This window comes from Streptomyces broussonetiae (assembly GCF_009796285.1).
Classification (GTDB): domain Bacteria; phylum Actinomycetota; class Actinomycetes; order Streptomycetales; family Streptomycetaceae; genus Streptomyces; species Streptomyces broussonetiae.
In genome coordinates, this window is record NZ_CP047020.1 from 4,039,279 (window position 1) to 4,057,609 (window position 18,331).

The window sequence follows — 18,331 nt, forward strand, 5'->3', positions numbered from 1 at the left end:
CTACCGGATCTCGAGGATCTTCTCCCGCATCGCATAGACCACGGCTTCCATCCGGGAGTGCAGCTGGAGCTTCTCCAGGATGTTGCGGACGTGGTTCTTCACGGTGTTCTCGGAGATGAACAGCTCTTTGGCGATGTCGCGGTTGTTCATCCCGGTGGCGACGAGCTTGAGGACTTCCAGTTCCCGGTCGGTCAGCCGGGGCGCCGGAACCAGCCGGCGCTCGTCGGTGCGCTGGATCATCGACTTGAACTCGGTGAGGAGCTTGGACGCCATGGACGGGCTGATCTGCGACTGCCCGTCGGCCACCGCACGAATGGCGGTGGCCACCTCGTCCGTGGAGATCTCCTTGAGGAGATATCCGGTCGCCCCCGCCTTGATCGCGTCGTAGAGGTCGGCCTCCTCGTCGCTGATCGTCAACATGATGATCTTGGCGCTGGGGGCCACCTCCTTGATGGAGGTGCAGGCCTCGATCCCGCCCCGTTTGGGCATGCGAACGTCCATCAGCACGATGTCGGGCAGCAGGTCGGCGGCCTTCTCTACGGCCTCGGCGCCGTCACCGGCCTCGCCGACGACCTGGATGTCCTCCTCGGCCGCGAGCACGATCTCCAGGCCCCGCCGGAAGAGGGCGTGGTCGTCCACCACCAGGACTCTGATCGGCTCCCCACGTGAGGAGCCCGCGTCCGGGTCCCTGCCGATGACACCGTCTTCGGCATCTTCGTCCCGCATCGGTCCGAAGGTGTCCGCCATCGTTCCTCCCCCTGAAGGCTGTGGCCTGTTGTCCCGCGCCATCGCCAACCCAAGGCAACGGCCCACCGGTTGGGCCGGTCCGGCCATGATTTCATGCCTGGGCGACGCGGAGGTGACATGCGGGGCGTGAAGTGGTCGCACACCGGTGCCCCTGGGGGCGCACACGCGCTGCCAGGGGCACCTGCTCCGCTTCTTCCGGGTGGGTCAGCCGCCCAGCGTGCCCCCCGCCGCGTGGGGCTGTGCCTCAGCGACCATCCGGTCCGGGTCGAGATGGATCACGCCGTAGTCGTAGGCGTGGCGCCGGTAGACGACGCTCGGCTGCTTCGTCTCGGCGTCGACGAACAGGTAGAAGTCGTGGCCGACCAGTTCCATCTCGTAGAGGGCCTGGTCCAGGCTTATGGGTGCGGCTACGTGGGTCTTCTCGCGAACGACGAGGGGGCCTTCCCCCTTGATCTCCAGCGAGCCGATCTTCTTCGTCGGCACTCCGTCCGTCTCGTCCTCCTGGACGGGCAGGCCGTTGCCGTTCAGCGTCGCCGCGCCGGGGACGTGGTCGGGGACCTCGGCCGCCGAGATCCGGCGCGCGCCGCGCCGCGAGAAACGCTTGTCGTGCTGCTTGCGCAGCCGCGCGTCCAGCTTCTCCGCCGCCAGGTCGAGTGCCGCGTACGGGTCGCTGGCCGCCGCTTCCGCCCGGATCACCGGACCGCGGGAGCGGAGGGTGATCTCCACTCGGTCACAGCGGTCGGCCTGTCGGGGGTTGGGCTCCTTGGACACCTCGACGTCGAGGCTGATCACCTTGCCGTCGAGCTTCTGGATCTTCTCCAGCTTCAGCTTCTCGGCCACGTGCTTGCGGAACCGCTCGGGCACCTCGGTCTTGCGGCCCTTGACGACGATGTCCACGCAGAACTCCGTTCCCGGATCGCTCCGCTCGGTCGGCGGAGCATCTCCCTTTTGCACCAGGTCCGGTGAGCACCGGACCTCGGACTCGGTGACTTCACCTCCTCCTCCCCCAGCGGCAAGATCTCCACCCCAGCGGCGCGGGTGAATGTGGAAAACCCACGCCACGGCATTCGGATATGAGAGGTGTGGCCTGCGCCTTTCCTCACAACCGAACATATCTCGCCCGGACGGATGTCGTCACCCTCTACTGCGGCGTACCTCCGTTCAGGTGAATTCCCCCTCTCACTACCTGCAACGATGCAGGTAGATGGTCAGTTCCTGTTTATTTCGAAAGAATCGCCGGGAGCCGCGACCACGGCCGCGCGGAGCGCGTACCCGAGGGCCTTCTCCGCCGTCCTTTCCGGTGCACCATGCACCCACTTCCCGCGTTCCGGACGCGTTCCGCTCCGTCGTTCCTCCCTTCCTTCCCGAGTTACGGCTGCATACACGGACGTTCTCACTTCGCGTTCCTCCTCGCGACGCGACGGGGCCACATCCCCAAGAGCCCGTGCGGCCTCTGCGAGGCTGGCGCCGGTCGTGATCAGGTCGTCGACGAGCACGACCCGTCCCGTGCCGAGCAGCCGGCCACCGCCCGCCGTCACCTCCAGCGCGCCCGAGAGGTTCGCCAGGCGCCGCCGCGCGTCGAGCCCGGCCTGGTCCGCCACCGGCCGCCGCTGGCGCAGCACGGCCGCCACCCGGGCCGGTGTCCCGGTGCGCCGCAGCTCCCGGGCCGCCGCGAGCGCCATCCGCCGTACCGGATCGTGCCCACGCGCCCGCACGGCCCAGCGTGCGGAGGGCACAGGGACGAGTACCACGCTCGCCGCGTCTCCCCCGGCGTCGACCGGCTCTTCACCAGCGCCTCCGGCACGGGCACCGCCCGGGCCGAGCCCCGCCCGCACGGCCCCCGCCAGCGCTACGCCCAGCGCTCCCGCAAGGGCCAGCGCGCCCCGCTCCTTGTGTGCGAGCAGCAGCTCCCGCACCTCCTTCGCATAGGGAGCCGCCGCGTGGACCACCGGCAGCCCGGCCGGCTCCGGCACCGGCCGCACCCGCCGGGCCGCGCCCCTGCCCAGCGCGGCCCGGCAGCGCGTGCAGAGCACCGTACGAGGCGCTCCGCAGCCCGCGCAGTCGGCCGGCAGCACCAGGTCGCTGAGGTCCCGCCACCAGCCCCGCATGCCCACCACTGTGCCAACGGCCGAGCCGCCCCACCACCCCTGTGGAAAACCCCCTGTGGACAACCATGACCACCGCGCTGCAACCGTCACCCACACGGGAGAACCCGGGATCGCGCGACACGACACCCGAGCAAAACGCACGAGCACGGAGACGGTCACGGCGGGGAACACGACACACCGCTCAGCCGGGCGACCGGGGGAGAAAACGGCACGGCGACACGACGCTCAGCCCGGTCGCCCGAGAGCGAAGACGCCAGACGACACGACGCTCAGCACAGCCACCCGAGAGCAAAGGCACCGGGCAACAGGACGCTCAGCCCGGATAGGCCGGTGCCGTTCCGTCCTTGTCCACCTTCTGCCACTGCGCTCCGGACGGCAGCCGTACGATCCCGTCGTCCTCCGAGTAGGCCACCAGCGGCACCCGCTCGTCCTCGGACGCGGCGATCGCCTTGACGCCGGTCAGCGCGCCGGGGGCCGGACCGTCGAGCGTGGAGCCGTCGACCTGGACGTAGCGCATCTGCAGCACGCCCCCCTGCTCCCTGCCGGCCGCGAGCAGCCTGCTGTCCCCGGCCCAGGACAGGGCGCTGACCTGCTCCAAGTCGGGTGCGGCCGACCGCAGTTCCACCACGGAGATACCCTGCCCGGTCCCGTCGTCACGCTGGATCCGGCCGATGAGCAGGGACTGCTTGCCGTCCTTCTCCACGACCAGCGCGATCCGTACCCCGTCGGCCGCCACCCGGGCGTCCTTGATCTGGCCGGACAGCTCCGGGACCGCGACCTCCTGAGGCTTGCTGCTCCCCTGCGCCACGACGTAGACCCGTGAACGGTGCGGGTCGCGGTCGGCCACCCACAGATCGCCGCGCGCGTCCCAGCTCGGGGTCGTCAGCCGGTCGGCCGGCGTCGCGCCCGCGCTGGTCAGCAGCGGATTCCCGAGCGAATCGCCCGACGACAGCGACGTCACGTACAACGACCTGCCCGTATCGCCGACCCCGGCCGCGCTGTGCTCGTCCCGCGACACAGCCACCGACTGCAGCCCCTTGTCACCCTCACCGAGCGGACCGGGCACCGGAACGGCACTCGTACCCGTGCTCCCCGTCGGCATCCGCACCAACCGGTGCTTGCCGTCCAGGAAGTACAGGTACTCGGGGCTCTTGGCCGACCCGTGCCAGGCGGCGGACTCGGCGCGCTCCTCGCTCAGATCGCACAGCCGACGACCGCCGACGCCCTGCAGTTCGACCGAGTCCAGCGTCGGCGCCAGGTTCCGCAGCGTGAACAGCAGCTGCGTCGCCATCTCGGTGCACTTGGTGGCCGCGACCTGGGACACCTTGAGGTTCAGCGGCACCGTCAGCTTGTTCTGGTCGTCCGGCGCCAGCCCCGACACGTCCTTCTGCAAGGCCGTACCGGTCGGGAAACTGGACCTGACGACCGGGCCGAGCCATCTGCTCGGGCCGCTCAGCAGTGAGCGGACCATCTGCGTCATCGGGTCCACCTTGCTGCGCACGAACACCGGGTCGGCGACCGCCACCGGCTGTCCCGTCGCCCCGGCCGTCGTGTCGGACGCGAAGTAGTACTTGTCAACGGACGTGTAGTTGCGCTGGAAGTCCGACTTGCCCATGACGACGCCGTCGGGCGGCCCGTCGATACGCCACTGCCCGGTCTTGGGGTTCCGCGTGAGGTGCACCTTCTTGCTGTAGGAGCCGTCAGCGGGCTGATACGCCTGCTGCGAGTCCACGGCCGCAACCCGGGTGCCCTCCAGCACGCAGGTGACACTGCTGGTCGGATCCGGCTTGCCGCCCGGGCGGCAGTCGGGCTCGATACTCGGCCCGTTCGCGAGGACCGTGGTCGACCGCTCCGGCCGCCATGCGCGCGCGGCGTCGTCCGTCAGATACTTGCGGGCCGTGTCGTAGTCCGGATCGTCGCTGGTCAGCGCCTCCAGGAAGCCCTGCATGATCTCGGCCGGCCCAGCACCCTCGGCCGGCGGCATGGCGAACACCCGGACGCCGGTGTCCTGCCGCGGCGTGGACTCCACGTTCCGCAAGTCCCCGTTGTCGGGCATCGAGGCGCACCCGGCCAGCAGAACGACCCCCGAAGCGGCGTACGCCACCGCGCGCCCGGGTCGCCACCGGGCGCCCCCCATGCGGTCAGCGCCCACGAAATGCCTCCCCTGGCTCGGTCGTCGAGTCCTCCGCTGCGGCCGCTTCCTGCGGAGCCGCGCCCGCGTCGCCCGCAGGGCCTGCGGCGGACCCGTCGTCCGGGCGCCGCGTGCCACCGGTGGGCCGGGGCACCACGCGCGTGCCGTTGCCGTTGCCCGGCAGGGCGGTCGGGCCGGCGGCCGGGGTGACACCGGCCAGCCGCGGCGCGATCGACGCGCGCGGCGGCAGCGCGGGCACCTGAGTGCCGCCCTGCTGCACCGGAACCGTGGCCCGCTTCTCCTCGCCCCCGCCGGGCAGACCGGCCTCGTCGAGGCCACGGTTGCGGCGCGAGTCCTTGGGCTCCAGCGGTATGGGCGAGCCCCGCAGCGGCTCGTCGGCGGTCCGCGGCAGCGTCAGCCGGAACTGCGAGCCACCGCCCGGCTCGCCCCAGGCCTGCAGCCAGCCGCCGTGCAGCCGCGCGTCCTCCAGGGCGATCGACAGCCCAAGTCCCGTACCTCCGGTGGTACGCGCGCGTGCCGGGTCCGCCCGCCAGAAACGGCTGAAGACGCGCGTCGCCTCACCCGGCTTGAGCCCCACGCCGTAGTCGCGCACCGCGACGGCGACCGCGCCGCCCGCCGCGGCCAGCTTGACGACGACGTCCTTGCCCTCGCCGTGCTCCACGGCGTTGACCACGAGGTTGCGCAGCACGCGCTCCACGCGGCGCGCGTCCGCCTCGGCGACGACGGGCTGCTGGTCGCCGAGCACTCGTATGTGCGTGCCCTTGCGCTCGGCGAGCGGGGCGGCGCCGCTGACCACGCGCCGGACGACCTCCCTGAGGTCTATCGGCTCGGCCTCCAGCGCCGCCGCGCCCGCGTCGAAACGGCTGATCTCCAGCAGGTCCGCGAGCAGCGACTCGAACCGGTCCAGCTGGTCGGCGAGCAGCTCCGCCGACCGCGCGGTCACCGGGTCGAAGTCCTCGCGCGCCTCGTGGATGACGTCCGCGGCCATCCGGACGGTCGTCAGCGGGGTGCGCAGCTCGTGCGAGACGTCCGACACGAACCGGCGCTGCATCCGCGACAGGTCCTCCAACTGCTGGATCTTCACCTGGAGGTTCTGCGCCATCTTGTTGAAGGCTTCACCGAGGCGCGCGATGTCGTCCTCGCCGGTGACCTTCATCCGCTCCTGCAACCGCCCGGCGGACAGCCGCTCCGCGATCCCGGCGGCCATCCGCACCGGCGTGACGACCTGGCGCACCACCAGCCAGGCGATGGCGCCGAGCAGCACGACGACGAACAGCCCCGCGGTCGCCAGGGTGCCCTTGACCAGGCTCAGGGACTTCTCCTCCTGCGTGAGCGGGAAGAGGTAGTACAGCTCGTACGGCCGCCCGTTGGGGTCGTTGACCTGCTTGCCGATGACCAGCGCAGGCTGCGAGTCCTTGCCGTTGGAGTAGACGATCCGGGTGTAGCTCTGGGCGGCCGTCATCCCGCTGTTGACCCGCTCGCGCAGATCGGCGGGCACGCTGGAGGTCGGGTTGACGTTCCCGGAACCGCGCGGGCTGCGTCCCCCGCCGCTGTCGTCACCGACGGGCAGCGTCACCACGTCGAAGGCGCCCGCACCACCGCTGGACAGCGACTCCACGAGATCACTCATCCACTGGATGACGTTCTGCGACTGCCGTCCGTCCGCGGTCGAGGTGCCGTCACCGGTGCCGGCTGTCGTGTTCGTGCCCGTGACGGCACCGCTCGCCGCCTCGTCCGCCCTCTGCTTGGCCACCGCGAACCCGCCCGTGGCCTGGCTCTGCGAGGCCTTCACCTTGGCGTCCAGCAGGCCGTTGCGCACCTGCCCGATCACGACGAAGCCCAGCAGCAGGACGACACCCAGCGACATCAGCAGGGTCGTGGCGACGACCCTGAGCTGGATGTTGCGCCGCCACAGCCGCATCACCGGCAGCAGCGGACGACGCACCCAGCGCAGGAACAGTCTGAGGACCGGGCTGCCCTGGACCCCGCCCTCGAGCAGCCCGCCCTCGAAGAGGCTCCTGAAGCGCGCACCGGCTGTCCGGCCGGCAGGCCGCCCCGGACGGGCCCCGGACCGGCCGGGAGCCGAAGCGGCGCCGTCCCTGGACATGTCAGCTCGGTCCGGCCTTGTAGCCGACACCACGGACGGTCACCACGATCTCCGGACGCTCCGGGTCCTTCTCGACCTTGGAACGCAGCCGCTGGACGTGCACATTGACGAGCCGCGTGTCGGCGGCGTGCCGGTAGCCCCACACCTGCTCGAGCAGCACCTCCCGCGTGAACACCTGCCACGGCTTGCGCGCGAGGGCGACCAGCAGGTCGAACTCCAGCGGAGTCAACGCAATCGACTGCCCGTCCCGCTTCACCGAGTGCCCCGCCACGTCGATGACCAGGTCACCGATGGTGAGCTGCTCCGGCGCGGGCTCCTCCGACCGCCGCAGCCGCGCCCGGATCCGGGCGACCAGCTCCTTGGGCTTGAACGGCTTGACGATGTAGTCGTCGGCACCCGACTCCAGGCCCACCACGACATCGACGGTGTCGCTCTTGGCCGTGAGCATCACGATCGGCACCCCGGACTCCGCCCGGATCAGCCGGCACACTTCGATGCCGTCCCGGCCGGGCAGCATCAGATCGAGCAGCACCAAGTCAGGCTTGGTCTCCCGGAAAGCGGCCAGCGCCTTGTCACCGTCGGCTACGAAAGACGGCTCAAAACCTTCACCACGCAGCACGATGCCGAGCATCTCGGCCAGTGCGGTGTCGTCGTCGACGACAAGGACTCGTCCCTTCATAAACGACATCATCCCATTAGCTAAATCGTTACCTGGCGTGAGCTGGCACACAGCGTCCCAAGAGCCTCGGCCGTCACGGGTGAAACGGCTCCCGCCTCGGTGACGATGGCCGTCACCAGCTCGGGCGGCGTCACGTCGAACGCCGGGTTGTACGCCTGGGTCCCCAGGGGTGCCACCGGAATCCCGCCTCCTGCTCCTGTCACCGGCACCTGGGGTGCTGTGACCTCGGTCACTTCAAAGCCGGGACGCTGCTCGACCTCGATGGACGCCCCGTCAGGGGTGTCCGGGTCGATCGTCGTCACCGGCGCCACCACGATGAACGGCACATGGTGGTACCGCGCCAGCACAGCGAGCGGATAGCTCCCCACCTTGTTCGCCACCGAGCCGTCGGCCGCGATCCGGTCCGCCCCGATCAGCACCGCGTCCACCTCGCCCGCCGCGAACAGGGAACCCGCCGCGTTGTCGGTGAGCAAGGTGTACGCCATGCCACTGCGGGCCGCTTCGTACGCCGTCAGGCGAGCACCTTGCAGCAACGGACGCGTTTCGTCCACCCACAACCGCCGCAGCCGTCCCTCCCGATGCGCGCGCAGAGCCACCGCGAAGGCCGTGCCCTCCCCGCCCGACACCAGCGAACCGGTGTTGCAGTGCGTGAGGATCCGGTGCCCACCGCCGGGCTGCAGCTCCTCGAGCAGTGCCAGGCCGTGCGCCGCCATCCGGGCGCTGGCCTCGGCGTCCTCGCGGTGCAGCGTCCGCGCGGCGGCCAGCGCCGCCGCGGCCGCCGCAGCCGGATCTCCGGTCTTCGCCAGCGCCGCCTGGTGCGCGGCCTGGGCCCGGCGCACGCCTACAGACAGGTTCACCGCGGTGGGCCGGGCACCCTCGAGCGCCCGCGCCGCCTCGGCCACCTCGAAGCCCCGCACGGCGGCGAGCGCGACGCCGTACGCCCCCGCGATCCCCAGCAGCGGTGCCCCGCGTACGGCGAGCGAACGGATCGCCTCCACCAGCGCCGGCGCGTCCGTGCACACCAACTCGACCTCTTCGGTCGGGAGCCGCGTCTGGTCGAGAAGGACCAGCACAGGGCCTTCGGGTGGTTCCTCCCATCGGATCACGGGTATCTCGGTCGGCCGCTTGTCCCCGTCGGTTCGCGCCTGCTGATCAGCCATGCGGTCAGTCTGCCCCGGATCCCTCACACAATTGAAGGTCTTCGGCGCCCACCGCGACAGGCCCTTGGATGACCACCCCATGGCACGATGGCTGCCAACCTGCCGCCGCGACAGCGGACAGGCACCGAGAAGGAGCTTCGATGACAGACACTCCGGGCTGGGCCTCGCCCGGATCCGCCCCGTCGTCCGAGGGGCGGGAACCCGGCGCGTCCGGCCCCACCGAGCCCGCCGACCGCCCCGGCGAGACCGAGCCCGCGCCGCAGCCGGGCACGGGCCCGCAGGGCCCAGGCGCGAAGTGGTCCAAGGAGCAGCCGCCACCGGGGCAGTGGTCCGCCCCCACCGGTGCCTCCGGCCCGCACCAGGCCCCGCCGCCCAGCCCCGGCTGGGGCGGACAGCAGCCCGGCGCTCCGGGCCCCGGCGGGTACGGAGCCGGTTATGGCCGCCCCGGCGGCTACGGAGCCTGGGGCGGCGGCTGGGGCGGCCCCCCGTCGGCGGCCAAGCCCGGTGTCATTCCGCTGCGCCCGCTCGGCGTCGGCGAGATCCTCGACGGTGCCGTCTCCACCATGCGCGCCTACTGGCGCACGGTGCTCGGCATCTCGCTGATCGTCGCGCTGATCATGAACGTCAGCATGGTCCTGATCCAGGGCTTCGTCCTGAACGACGTCGTCGTCCAGAACACGCTCAGCGACCCCAACGCCACCCCTGCCGAAGCACTCCACGCCCTGCGCGACACCATGATCGGCGCCGGCGTCGTCTCGGTGATCCGGACGATCGCCATCATCGTCGCGACCGCTCTGCTCACCCCCGTCACCAGCCGGGCCGTCCTCGGCAGAACGGTCACGGCCCGAGAGAATTGGCGCGAAGCCCGGCCGCAGATCCCTAAGCTGTTCGGTCTGCTCATCCTGCTCGGTCTGATCTTCGCCGGCGTCATGCTGGCCGGCGCACTGCCCGGTCTGCTCGTCCTGGTCGCCGGCGGCGACAACGCCGGATCGGCCCTGCTCTCCCTGGGCGTCCTCGCCGCCAGCATCGTCACGGTGTGGCTGTGGATCCGCTTCTACCTCGCCGCGCCCGCCCTGATGCTGGAGCGCCAGGGCATCGTCAAGTCCCTCAAGCGCTCGGCGAAGCTCGTGCGCGGCTCCTGGTGGCGCATCTTCGGCATCATGCTGCTCACCCTCCTCATCACGGGCATCGTCTCGGCGATCATCACCATCCCCTTCACCGCCATCGGGGCCGCCGTGAGCGGCGACAGCATGGACAACCTGCTCGGCACCAGCGGCGGGCACGTGGGCTGGGCGGCCCTGATCATCAGCGGGATCGGCGCGCTGATCGGCACTACTCTCACCCTCCCGATCAGCGCGGGCGTCACCGTGCTCCTCTACATCGACCAGCGCATCCGCCGTGAGGCTCTCGACCTCGAACTGGCCCGCGCCGCCGGCGTCCAGGACTACGGCACCGGCGCACCCGGTCCCGTCCGGGGGAGCTGATGCGGTGAGCCTCACGGGGGGAGTTCTCACGGCGGCGGCCCTGTCCGGCGTCGGCGGCACGGTCGTACGCGGCCTGCTGCGCACATCGGACATGGCCCTCCTCGCGGCCGGCGGCTCGGGGGACGGGCCGCCCGTGACCACCCCACGCGATCCCGCGCGGGAAGCGGCCCGGCGCGAGCTGGCCAAGCGGATGTACCACGAGAACGACCCCGGCCTGTTCCAGCGCGCCCTGAACGCGTTCTGGGACTGGCTCGACCGGCTCTTCAGCTCTGCCGCCTCGGCGACACCCGGCGGCACGCTCGGCTTGATCGTCGTGGTCCTGTTCGTCGTCGCCGTTCTGGCCGCCCTGTGGTGGCGCCTGGGCATCCCGCGCCGCCAACCCGCCTCCGCAGCCGTCCTGTTCGACGACCGTCCCCGTAGCGCCGCCGAGCACCGTGCGGCCGGCGAGGCGCACGCGGCACAGAGCCACTGGAACCAGGCCGTCCAGGAACGCATGCGGGCCATCGTCCGCTCCCTGGAGGAACGGGCCCTGCTCGATGTCCGCCCCGGCCGCACCGCCGACGAGGCGGCCGCCGAGGCCGGCCGCACCCTCCCCTCGCACCTGGGCCGACTCGTGGCCGCCGCCCGGGAGTTCGACGACGTGACGTACGGCGGACGCCGCGCGAGCAAGGATTCGTACCACCGCATCGCCGAACTGGACCGCGACCTGGAACGCACGAGGCCTGCCCTCGCCCACAGCGCAGCCAGTACCGCCAGTCCCGCCCACAACACCCGCCAGGGGGACGCCGAGTGACCGCCGGGGCCACCCTGCCGTCGACCTCCACAGCGCCGACCCCTCGCCAGATGTGGACCCGCACGCGTGGCATCACGCTCGCCGTCGTCCTGATCCTCGCCGCGGCCGTCGCCATGGCCGCCGTACGCTCCACCACCCGGCACGGCGAACTGGACCCGCGCTCCGCCGACCCCCATGGCAGCCACGCCATCGCCCAACTCCTCGCCGACCGCGGTGTTTCCACCCGCGTGGTCACCACGCTCGACTCGGCACGTACCGCCGCCGGTCCGGACACCACCCTCCTGGTCGCCGTACCCGATCTTCTGACGGAACGTCAACAGATCCAGCTGCACCAGGCGATCGCGGCCTCCAGGGGCCGCACCGTCCTGGTCGCGGCCGGCAGCTGGTCCGTCGAGCGGCTCGCCCCAGGGGTCACCGCGGACCCCGTCACCAGCAGCCGCACCACACTCGCCCCCCAGTGCCCCCTCCTCGAAGCCCAGCGGGCCGGCAGCGCCGACGCCGGCGGTATCCGCTACACCACCACCCGCCTCGACGCCGACTCCTGCTACCCCAGCCAGCGCCTCGCCACTCTGCTGCGCCTCCCCGCCGCATCCGGAGGCGGCGACACCGTCGTGCTCGGCGCGCCCGACATTCTCTACAACGACCGCCTCGACAAGCAGGGCAACGCCTCGCTCGCCCTCCAACTCCTCGGCTCCCGCCCCCATCTGGTCTGGTACCTCCCCTCGCTCTCCGACACCTCGGCCGCCCCCGCAGACGATCAGAAGAACTTCCTCGACCTGCTTCCCTCGGGCTGGCTCTGGGGCGCCCTCCAACTCTTCATCGCAGCCGCCCTCGCCGCCTTCTGGCGGGCACGCCGCCTCGGCCCTCTCGTACGCGAAAGACTCCCTGTCGCGATCCGTGCCTCCGAAACCGCCGAGGGCCGCGCCCGCCTCTACCGCAGGGCCAACGCCCGCGACCGCGCTGCCACCGCTCTTCGCTCCGTCACCCGCACCCGGCTCGCCCCCCTCGTCGGCATCCCCGTCACCCAGGCGCACACGCCCGAGGCCCTGCTCCCCGCCCTGTCCGCCCACCTGGACGGCGACGGACAAGCCCTGCACTCCCTTCTCTTCGGACCGCCGCCCGGCGACGACGCGGCCCTCATCGCACTGACCGACCAACTCGACGCCCTCGAAAGAGAGGTACGCCGTCCATGATGGCCCCGACCACTGACAACGCCGGGAACACCGGGGACCCGGGCGCCGCCCGAGCGTCCCTGGAGGCTCTGCGCGCCGAGATCGCCAAAGCCGTGGTCGGCCAGGACCCCGCCGTGACCGGCCTCGTCGTCGCCCTCCTCTGCCGCGGACACGTACTACTAGAAGGAGTCCCCGGAGTCGCCAAAACGTTGCTCGTCCGCACCCTCGCATCCGCGCTCGAACTCGACACCAAGCGCGTCCAGTTCACCCCCGACCTGATGCCGAGCGACGTCACGGGCTCCCTCGTCTACGACGTGCGCACCGCCGAGTTCTCCTTCCAGGAGGGGCCGGTCTTCACCAACCTCCTCCTCGCGGACGAGATCAACCGCACGCCGCCCAAAACCCAGTCCTCCCTCCTCGAGGCCATGGAGGAGCGCCAGGTCACGGTCGACGGCACCCCGCGCCCGCTTCCCGAACCATTCCTGGTCGCCGCGACGCAGAACCCCGTCGAATACGAGGGCACCTATCCCCTCCCGGAAGCCCAACTGGACCGCTTCCTGCTCAAACTGACGATCCCTCTGCCGTCCCGCCAGGACGAGATCGACGTCCTCACCCGCCACGCCTCCGGCTTCGACCCGCGTGACCTGCGCGCCGCCGGCGTACGCCCCGTGGCCGGCGCCGCCGACCTGGAAGCGGCCCGCGCCGCGGTCGCCAAGACAACCGCGTCCCCCGAGATCACCTCCTACGTCGTCGACATCTGCCGCGCCACCCGCGAGTCGCCCTCCCTCACCCTCGGCGTCTCCCCGCGTGGCGCAACCGCCCTCCTGGCCACCTCACGCGCGTGGGCATGGCTCACCGGCCGCGACTACGTCATCCCCGACGACGTCAAGGCCCTCGCGCTGCCCACCCTGCGCCACCGGATCCAACTGCGCCCCGAGGCCGAGATGGAGGGCGTGACCGCAGACTCCGTCATCAACGCCGTCCTCGCGCACGTCTCGGTCCCCCGCTGATGGCACTCACCGGACGCGCCGCCCTCCTCGCGGCCCTCGGCTCGATCCCTGTCGGCATCCTGGAGCCCGGCTGGACCGGCCTCCTCGCGGTCAACGGCCCCCTGGCCCTGGCCTGTGCCTGCGATTTCGCGCTCGCCGCCCCCGTACGACGTCTCGTCCTGACCCGTTCCGGCGACACCTCCACACGCCTCGGCGAGACCGCCGACGTCACGCTCACGATCACCAACCCGTCCCGCCGCCCCCTGCGGGCACAACTACGGGACGCATGGCCGCCGAGCAGCTGGCAGGCCGGTACCGAGATCGAGGCCTCCCGGCACCGCCTGACCATCCCCCCGGGCGAGCGCAGGCGCGTGACCACGAGACTTCGTCCCACCCGCCGCGGCGATCGCCAGGCCGACCGCGTCACGATTCGCTCCTACGGCCCCCTCGGCCTGTTCTCCCGCCAAGGCGCCCACGAGGTGCCCTGGGCTGTACGAGTTCTGCCCCCATTCACCAGCCGAAAGCATCTGCCGTCAAAGCTCGCCCGATTGCGTGAACTTGACGGCCGCACCGGTGTGCTGACACGCGGTGAGGGAACCGAGTTCGACAGCCTGCGCGAGTACGTCCCCGGCGACGACACCCGCTCGATCGACTGGCGGGCCACCGCCCGGCAGTCCGCTGTCGCCGTGCGCACCTGGCGCCCCGAACGCGACCGGCACATCCTGTTGGTCCTGGACACCGGCCGCACCTCCGCCGGACGCGTCGGCGACGCCCCACGCCTCGACGCCGCCATGGACGCGGCCCTGCTCCTCGCGGCACTCGCCTCCAGGGCCGGCGACCGTGTGGCTCTCCTCGCCTACGACCGCCGGGTACGCGCTCTGGTCCACGGCAGCTCCGCAGGAGACGTGCTGCCGGCCCTGGTCAGCGTGATGGCTCCGCTCGAACCGGAACTCGTCGAGACCAACGCACGCGGTCTCATCGCGTCGGCGCTGCGCACGGCGCCTCGCCGCTCCTTGATCGTCCTGCTCACCACGCTGGACGCCGCACCGGTGGAACAGGGACTGCTCCCTATACTCCCCCAGCTCACTCAACGGCACACGGTTCTGGTCGCCTCGGTGGCCGACCCGCACATCGCGGGCATGGCCAAGACCCGGGGCAGCACGGAAGCGGTGTACGAGGCCGCGGCCGCCGCACAGGCACAGAGCGAACGTCAGCACACCGCGGAACAGCTCCGGCGCCATGGAGTGACGGTGGTGGACGCGACTCCAGAAGAACTCGCACCAGCACTGGCGGACGCATACCTCGCCCTGAAGGCGGCGGGTCGGCTCTGATACGGGCCCGCTCCGCCGTCCTTCTGGAAGGTACGGCCGAGAAATCCGGTTCCGAAACGCAGAAAGGCCCACGCCGGATGGCGTGGGCCTTTCTCAAAATTTGTTCGGCGGCGTCCTACTCTCCCACAGGGTCCCCCCTGCAGTACCATCGGCGCTGTGAGGCTTAGCTTCCGGGTTCGGAATGTAACCGGGCGTTTCCCTCACGCTATGACCACCGAAACACTATGAAACTGTCGAACCATGCCACACCACGTTCTGTGAAACGTGGGGCTGTTCGTGGTTTCAGAACCAACACAGTGGACGCGAGCAACTGAGGACAAGCCCTCGGCCTATTAGTACCGGTCACCTCCACCAGTTACCTGGCTTCCAGATCCGGCCTATCAACCCAGTCGTCTACTGGGAGCCTTACCCCATCAAGTGGGTGGGAGTCCTCATCTCGAAGCAGGCTTCCCGCTTAGATGCTTTCAGCGGTTATCCCTCCCGAACGTAGCCAACCAGCCATGCCCTTGGCAGAACAACTGGCACACCAGAGGTTCGTCCGTCCCGGTCCTCTCGTACTAGGGACAGCCCTTCTCAAGACTCCTACGCGCACAGCGGATAGGGACCGAACTGTCTCACGACGTTCTAAACCCAGCTCGCGTACCGCTTTAATGGGCGAACAGCCCAACCCTTGGGACCGACTCCAGCCCCAGGATGCGACGAGCCGACATCGAGGTGCCAAACCATCCCGTCGATATGGACTCTTGGGGAAGATCAGCCTGTTATCCCCGGGGTACCTTTTATCCGTTGAGCGACGGCGCTTCCACAAGCCACCGCCGGATCACTAGTCCCGACTTTCGTCCCTGCTCGACCCGTCGGTCTCACAGTCAAGCTCCCTTGTGCACTTACACTCAACACCTGATTGCCAACCAGGCTGAGGGAACCTTTGGGCGCCTCCGTTACTCTTTAGGAGGCAACCGCCCCAGTTAAACTACCCATCAGACACTGTCCCTGATCCGGATCACGGACCCAGGTTAGACATCCAGCACGACCAGACTGGTATTTCAACGACGACTCCACAAACACTGGCGTGCCTGCTTCAAAGTCTCCCAGCTATCCTACACAAGCCGAACCGAACACCAATATCAAACTGTAGTAAAGGTCCCGGGGTCTTTCCGTCCTGCTGCGCGAAACGAGCATCTTTACTCGTAGTGCAATTTCACCGGGCCTATGGTTGAGACAGTCGAGAAGTCGTTACGCCATTCGTGCAGGTCGGAACTTACCCGACAAGGAATTTCGCTACCTTAGGATGGTTATAGTTACCACCGCCGTTTACTGGCGCTTAAGTTCTCAGCTTCGCCTGGACGAATCCAAGCTAACCGGTCCCCTTAACGTTCCAGCACCGGGCAGGCGTCAGTCCGTATACATCGCCTTACGGCTTCGCACGGACCTGTGTTTTTAGTAAACAGTCGCTTCTCGCTGGTCTCTGCGGCCACCCCCAGCTCGAACAGCAAGTGTTCTCACCAGGCGTGGCCCCCCTTCTCCCGAAGTTACGGGGGCATTTTGCCGAGTTCCTTAACCATAGTTCACCCGAACGCCTCGGTATTCTCTACCTGACCACCTGAGTCGGTTTAGGGTACGGGCCGCCATAAAACTCGCTAGAGGCTTTTCTCGACAGCATAGGATCATCCACTTCACCACAATCGGCTCGGCATCAGGTCTCAGCCACAAGGTGTGCGGATTTGCCTACACACCGGCCTACACCCTTACCCCGGGACAACCACCGCCCGGGATGGACTACCTTCCTGCGTCACCCCATCACTCACCTACTAACCGCTTGGTCCGGCGGCTCCACCACTCCCCTCAACTCCGAAGAGATCAGGGCGGCTTCACGGCCTTAGCATCACGATGCTCGATGTTTGACGCTTCACAGCGGGTACCGGAATATCAACCGGTTATCCATCGACTACGCCTGTCGGCCTCGCCTTAGGTCCCGACTTACCCTGGGCAGATCAGCTTGACCCAGGAACCCTTAGTCAATCGGCGCACACGTTTCTCACGTGTGAATCGCTACTCATGCCTGCATTCTCACTCGTCAACCGTCCACGACTACCTTCCAGTGCCGCTTCACCCGGCAGACGACGCTCCCCTACCCATCAACACACCCGTTGGGGCTATATATGTCAATGACACGACTTCGGCGGTACGCTTGAGCCCCGCTACATTGTCGGCGCGGAATCACTAGACCAGTGAGCTATTACGCACTCTTTCAAGGGTGGCTGCTTCTAAGCCAACCTCCTGGTTGTCTGTGCGACTCCACATCCTTTCCCACTTAGCGTACGCTTAGGGGCCTTAGTCGATGCTCTGGGCTGTTTCCCTCTCGACCATGGAGCTTATCCCCCACAGTCTCACTGCCGCGCTCTCACTTACCGGCATTCGGAGTTTGGCTAAGGTCAGTAACCCGGTAGGGCCCATCGCCTATCCAGTGCTCTACCTCCGGCAAGAAACACACGACGCTGCACCTAAATGCATTTCGGGGAGAACCAGCTATCACGGAGTTTGATTGGCCTTTCACCCCTAACCACAGGTCATCCCCCAGGTTTTCAACCCTGGTGGGTTCGGTCCTCCACGAAGTCTTACCTCCGCTTCAACCTGCCCATGGCTAGATCACTCCGCTTCGGGTCTTGAGCGTGCTACTCCAACGCCCTATTCGGACTCGCTTTCGCTACGGCTTCCCCACACGGGTTAACCTCGCAACACACCGCAAACTCGCAGGCTCATTCTTCAAAAGGCACGCAGTCACACCGAAGTGCTCCCACGGCTTGTAGGCACACGGTTTCAGGTACTATTTCACTCCCCTCCCGGGGTACTTTTCACCATTCCCTCACGGTACTATCCGCTATCGGTCACCAGGGAATATTTAGGCTTAGCGGGTGGTCCCGCCAGATTCACACGGGATTTCTCGGGCCCCGTGCTACTTGGGTGTCTCTCAAACGAGCCGCTGATGTTTCGACTACGGGGGTCTTACCCTCTACGCCGGACCTTTCGCATGTCCTTCGCCTACATCAACGGTTTCTGACTCGTCCTGTCGCCGGCAGACAACAGAAGAGAGATCCCACAACCCCGTATACGCAACCCCTGCCGGGTCTCACACGCATACGGTTTGGCCTCATCCGGTTTCGCTCGCCACTACTCCCGGAATCACGGTTGTTTTCTCTTCCTGAGGGTACTGAGATGTTTCACTTCCCCTCGTTCCCTCCACACTGCCTATGTGTTCAGCAGCGGGTGACAGCCCATGACGACTGCCGGGTTTCCCCATTCGGAAACCCCCGGATCAAAGCCTGGTTGACGACTCCCCGGGGACTATCGTGGCCTCCCACGTCCTTCATCGGTTCCTGGTGCCAAGGCATCCACCGTGCGCCCTTAAAAACTTGGCCACAGATGCTCGCGTCCACTGTGCAGTTCTCAAACAACGACCAGCCACCCATCACCCCACCAGACAAACCGGTGAGTTCACTGGGGCCGGCGACCGAGAGACAGACCATACGGCCGTGCCCTCAGACACCCAACAGCGTGCCCGGCCCACTCCCGTCCGGAGATCATGCGTTCCACGCTCTGACGAGCAGTACT

At 68.6% G+C, this 18,331-nt stretch carries 12 protein-coding genes and 2 rRNA genes; 5 read left to right on the forward strand and 9 right to left on the reverse strand.

Going from position 1 to position 18,331, the window contains the following annotated elements:
* The 7 genes from GQF42_RS18665 to mtnA all read right to left on the reverse strand — a co-directional run bounded on the left by GQF42_RS18665 (position 1) and on the right by mtnA (position 8,953).
* Positions 1–747: a response regulator gene (locus GQF42_RS18665; protein ID WP_158921390.1), complete on the reverse strand. Its 747-nt coding sequence runs from the start codon at positions 745–747 to the stop codon at positions 1–3.
* Positions 748–951: 204 nt separating this feature from the next.
* On the reverse strand, positions 952–1,644 hold the full coding sequence (gene hpf, locus GQF42_RS18670) for a ribosome hibernation-promoting factor, HPF/YfiA family (RefSeq protein WP_158921392.1): 693 nt from the start codon (positions 1,642–1,644) through the stop codon (positions 952–954).
* 311 nt (positions 1,645–1,955) lie between these two features.
* On the reverse strand, positions 1,956–2,855 hold the full coding sequence (locus tag GQF42_RS18675; RefSeq protein ID WP_158921394.1) for a ComF family protein: 900 nt from the start codon (positions 2,853–2,855) through the stop codon (positions 1,956–1,958).
* A 313-nt stretch (positions 2,856–3,168) separates the two neighbouring features.
* Positions 3,169–5,007, reverse strand: a complete 1,839-nt coding sequence (locus GQF42_RS18680; RefSeq protein ID WP_199272715.1) for an LpqB family beta-propeller domain-containing protein — start codon at positions 5,005–5,007, stop codon at positions 3,169–3,171.
* Positions 4,997–7,114, reverse strand: coding sequence for an MtrAB system histidine kinase MtrB (mtrB, locus tag GQF42_RS18685; protein WP_199272716.1), 2,118 nt, complete (start codon positions 7,112–7,114; stop codon positions 4,997–4,999). The genes GQF42_RS18680 and mtrB overlap by 11 nt, the downstream gene beginning before the upstream one ends.
* 1 nt (position 7,115) lies before the next feature.
* Positions 7,116–7,805, reverse strand: coding sequence for a two-component system response regulator MtrA (gene mtrA / locus GQF42_RS18690; RefSeq protein ID WP_191870552.1), 690 nt, complete (start codon positions 7,803–7,805; stop codon positions 7,116–7,118).
* Positions 7,806–7,813: 8 nt separating this feature from the next.
* Positions 7,814–8,953 (reverse strand): S-methyl-5-thioribose-1-phosphate isomerase, encoded by a 1,140-nt coding sequence (gene mtnA, locus GQF42_RS18695; protein WP_158921396.1) that lies wholly within the window; start codon positions 8,951–8,953, stop codon positions 7,814–7,816.
* 140 nt (positions 8,954–9,093) lie between these two features.
* Here mtnA and GQF42_RS18700 point away from each other — a divergent pair, with 140 nt between their 5' ends.
* The 5 genes from GQF42_RS18700 to GQF42_RS18720 all read left to right on the forward strand — a co-directional run bounded on the left by GQF42_RS18700 (position 9,094) and on the right by GQF42_RS18720 (position 14,722).
* Positions 9,094–10,437 carry a proline-rich domain-containing protein gene (locus tag GQF42_RS18700; protein ID WP_158921398.1) on the forward strand — a complete coding sequence of 448 codons (1,344 nt, stop codon included), beginning with the start codon at positions 9,094–9,096 and terminating at the stop codon, positions 10,435–10,437.
* Positions 10,438–10,528: 91 nt separating this feature from the next.
* On the forward strand, positions 10,529–11,230 hold the full coding sequence (locus GQF42_RS18705; RefSeq protein ID WP_199273071.1) for a DUF4129 domain-containing protein: 702 nt from the start codon (positions 10,529–10,531) through the stop codon (positions 11,228–11,230).
* Positions 11,227–12,423 (forward strand): DUF4350 domain-containing protein, encoded by a 1,197-nt coding sequence (locus tag GQF42_RS18710; RefSeq protein ID WP_199272717.1) that lies wholly within the window; start codon positions 11,227–11,229, stop codon positions 12,421–12,423. The genes GQF42_RS18705 and GQF42_RS18710 overlap by 4 nt, the downstream gene beginning before the upstream one ends.
* Positions 12,423–13,412 carry an AAA family ATPase gene (locus tag GQF42_RS18715; RefSeq protein WP_158930296.1) on the forward strand — a complete coding sequence of 330 codons (990 nt, stop codon included), beginning with the start codon at positions 12,423–12,425 and terminating at the stop codon, positions 13,410–13,412. Before GQF42_RS18710 ends, GQF42_RS18715 begins: the two co-directional genes overlap by 1 nt.
* Positions 13,412–14,722 carry a DUF58 domain-containing protein gene (locus GQF42_RS18720; protein ID WP_158921402.1) on the forward strand — a complete coding sequence of 437 codons (1,311 nt, stop codon included), beginning with the start codon at positions 13,412–13,414 and terminating at the stop codon, positions 14,720–14,722. The genes GQF42_RS18715 and GQF42_RS18720 overlap by 1 nt, the downstream gene beginning before the upstream one ends.
* Positions 14,723–14,824: 102 nt before the next feature.
* Here GQF42_RS18720 and rrf read toward each other — a convergent pair.
* Positions 14,825–14,941: ribosomal RNA gene (gene rrf, locus GQF42_RS18725) — 5S ribosomal RNA — on the reverse strand.
* 93 nt (positions 14,942–15,034) lie between these two features.
* Positions 15,035–18,138 (reverse strand): 23S ribosomal RNA (locus GQF42_RS18730).
* Between the last annotated feature and the right edge of the window lie 193 nt (positions 18,139–18,331).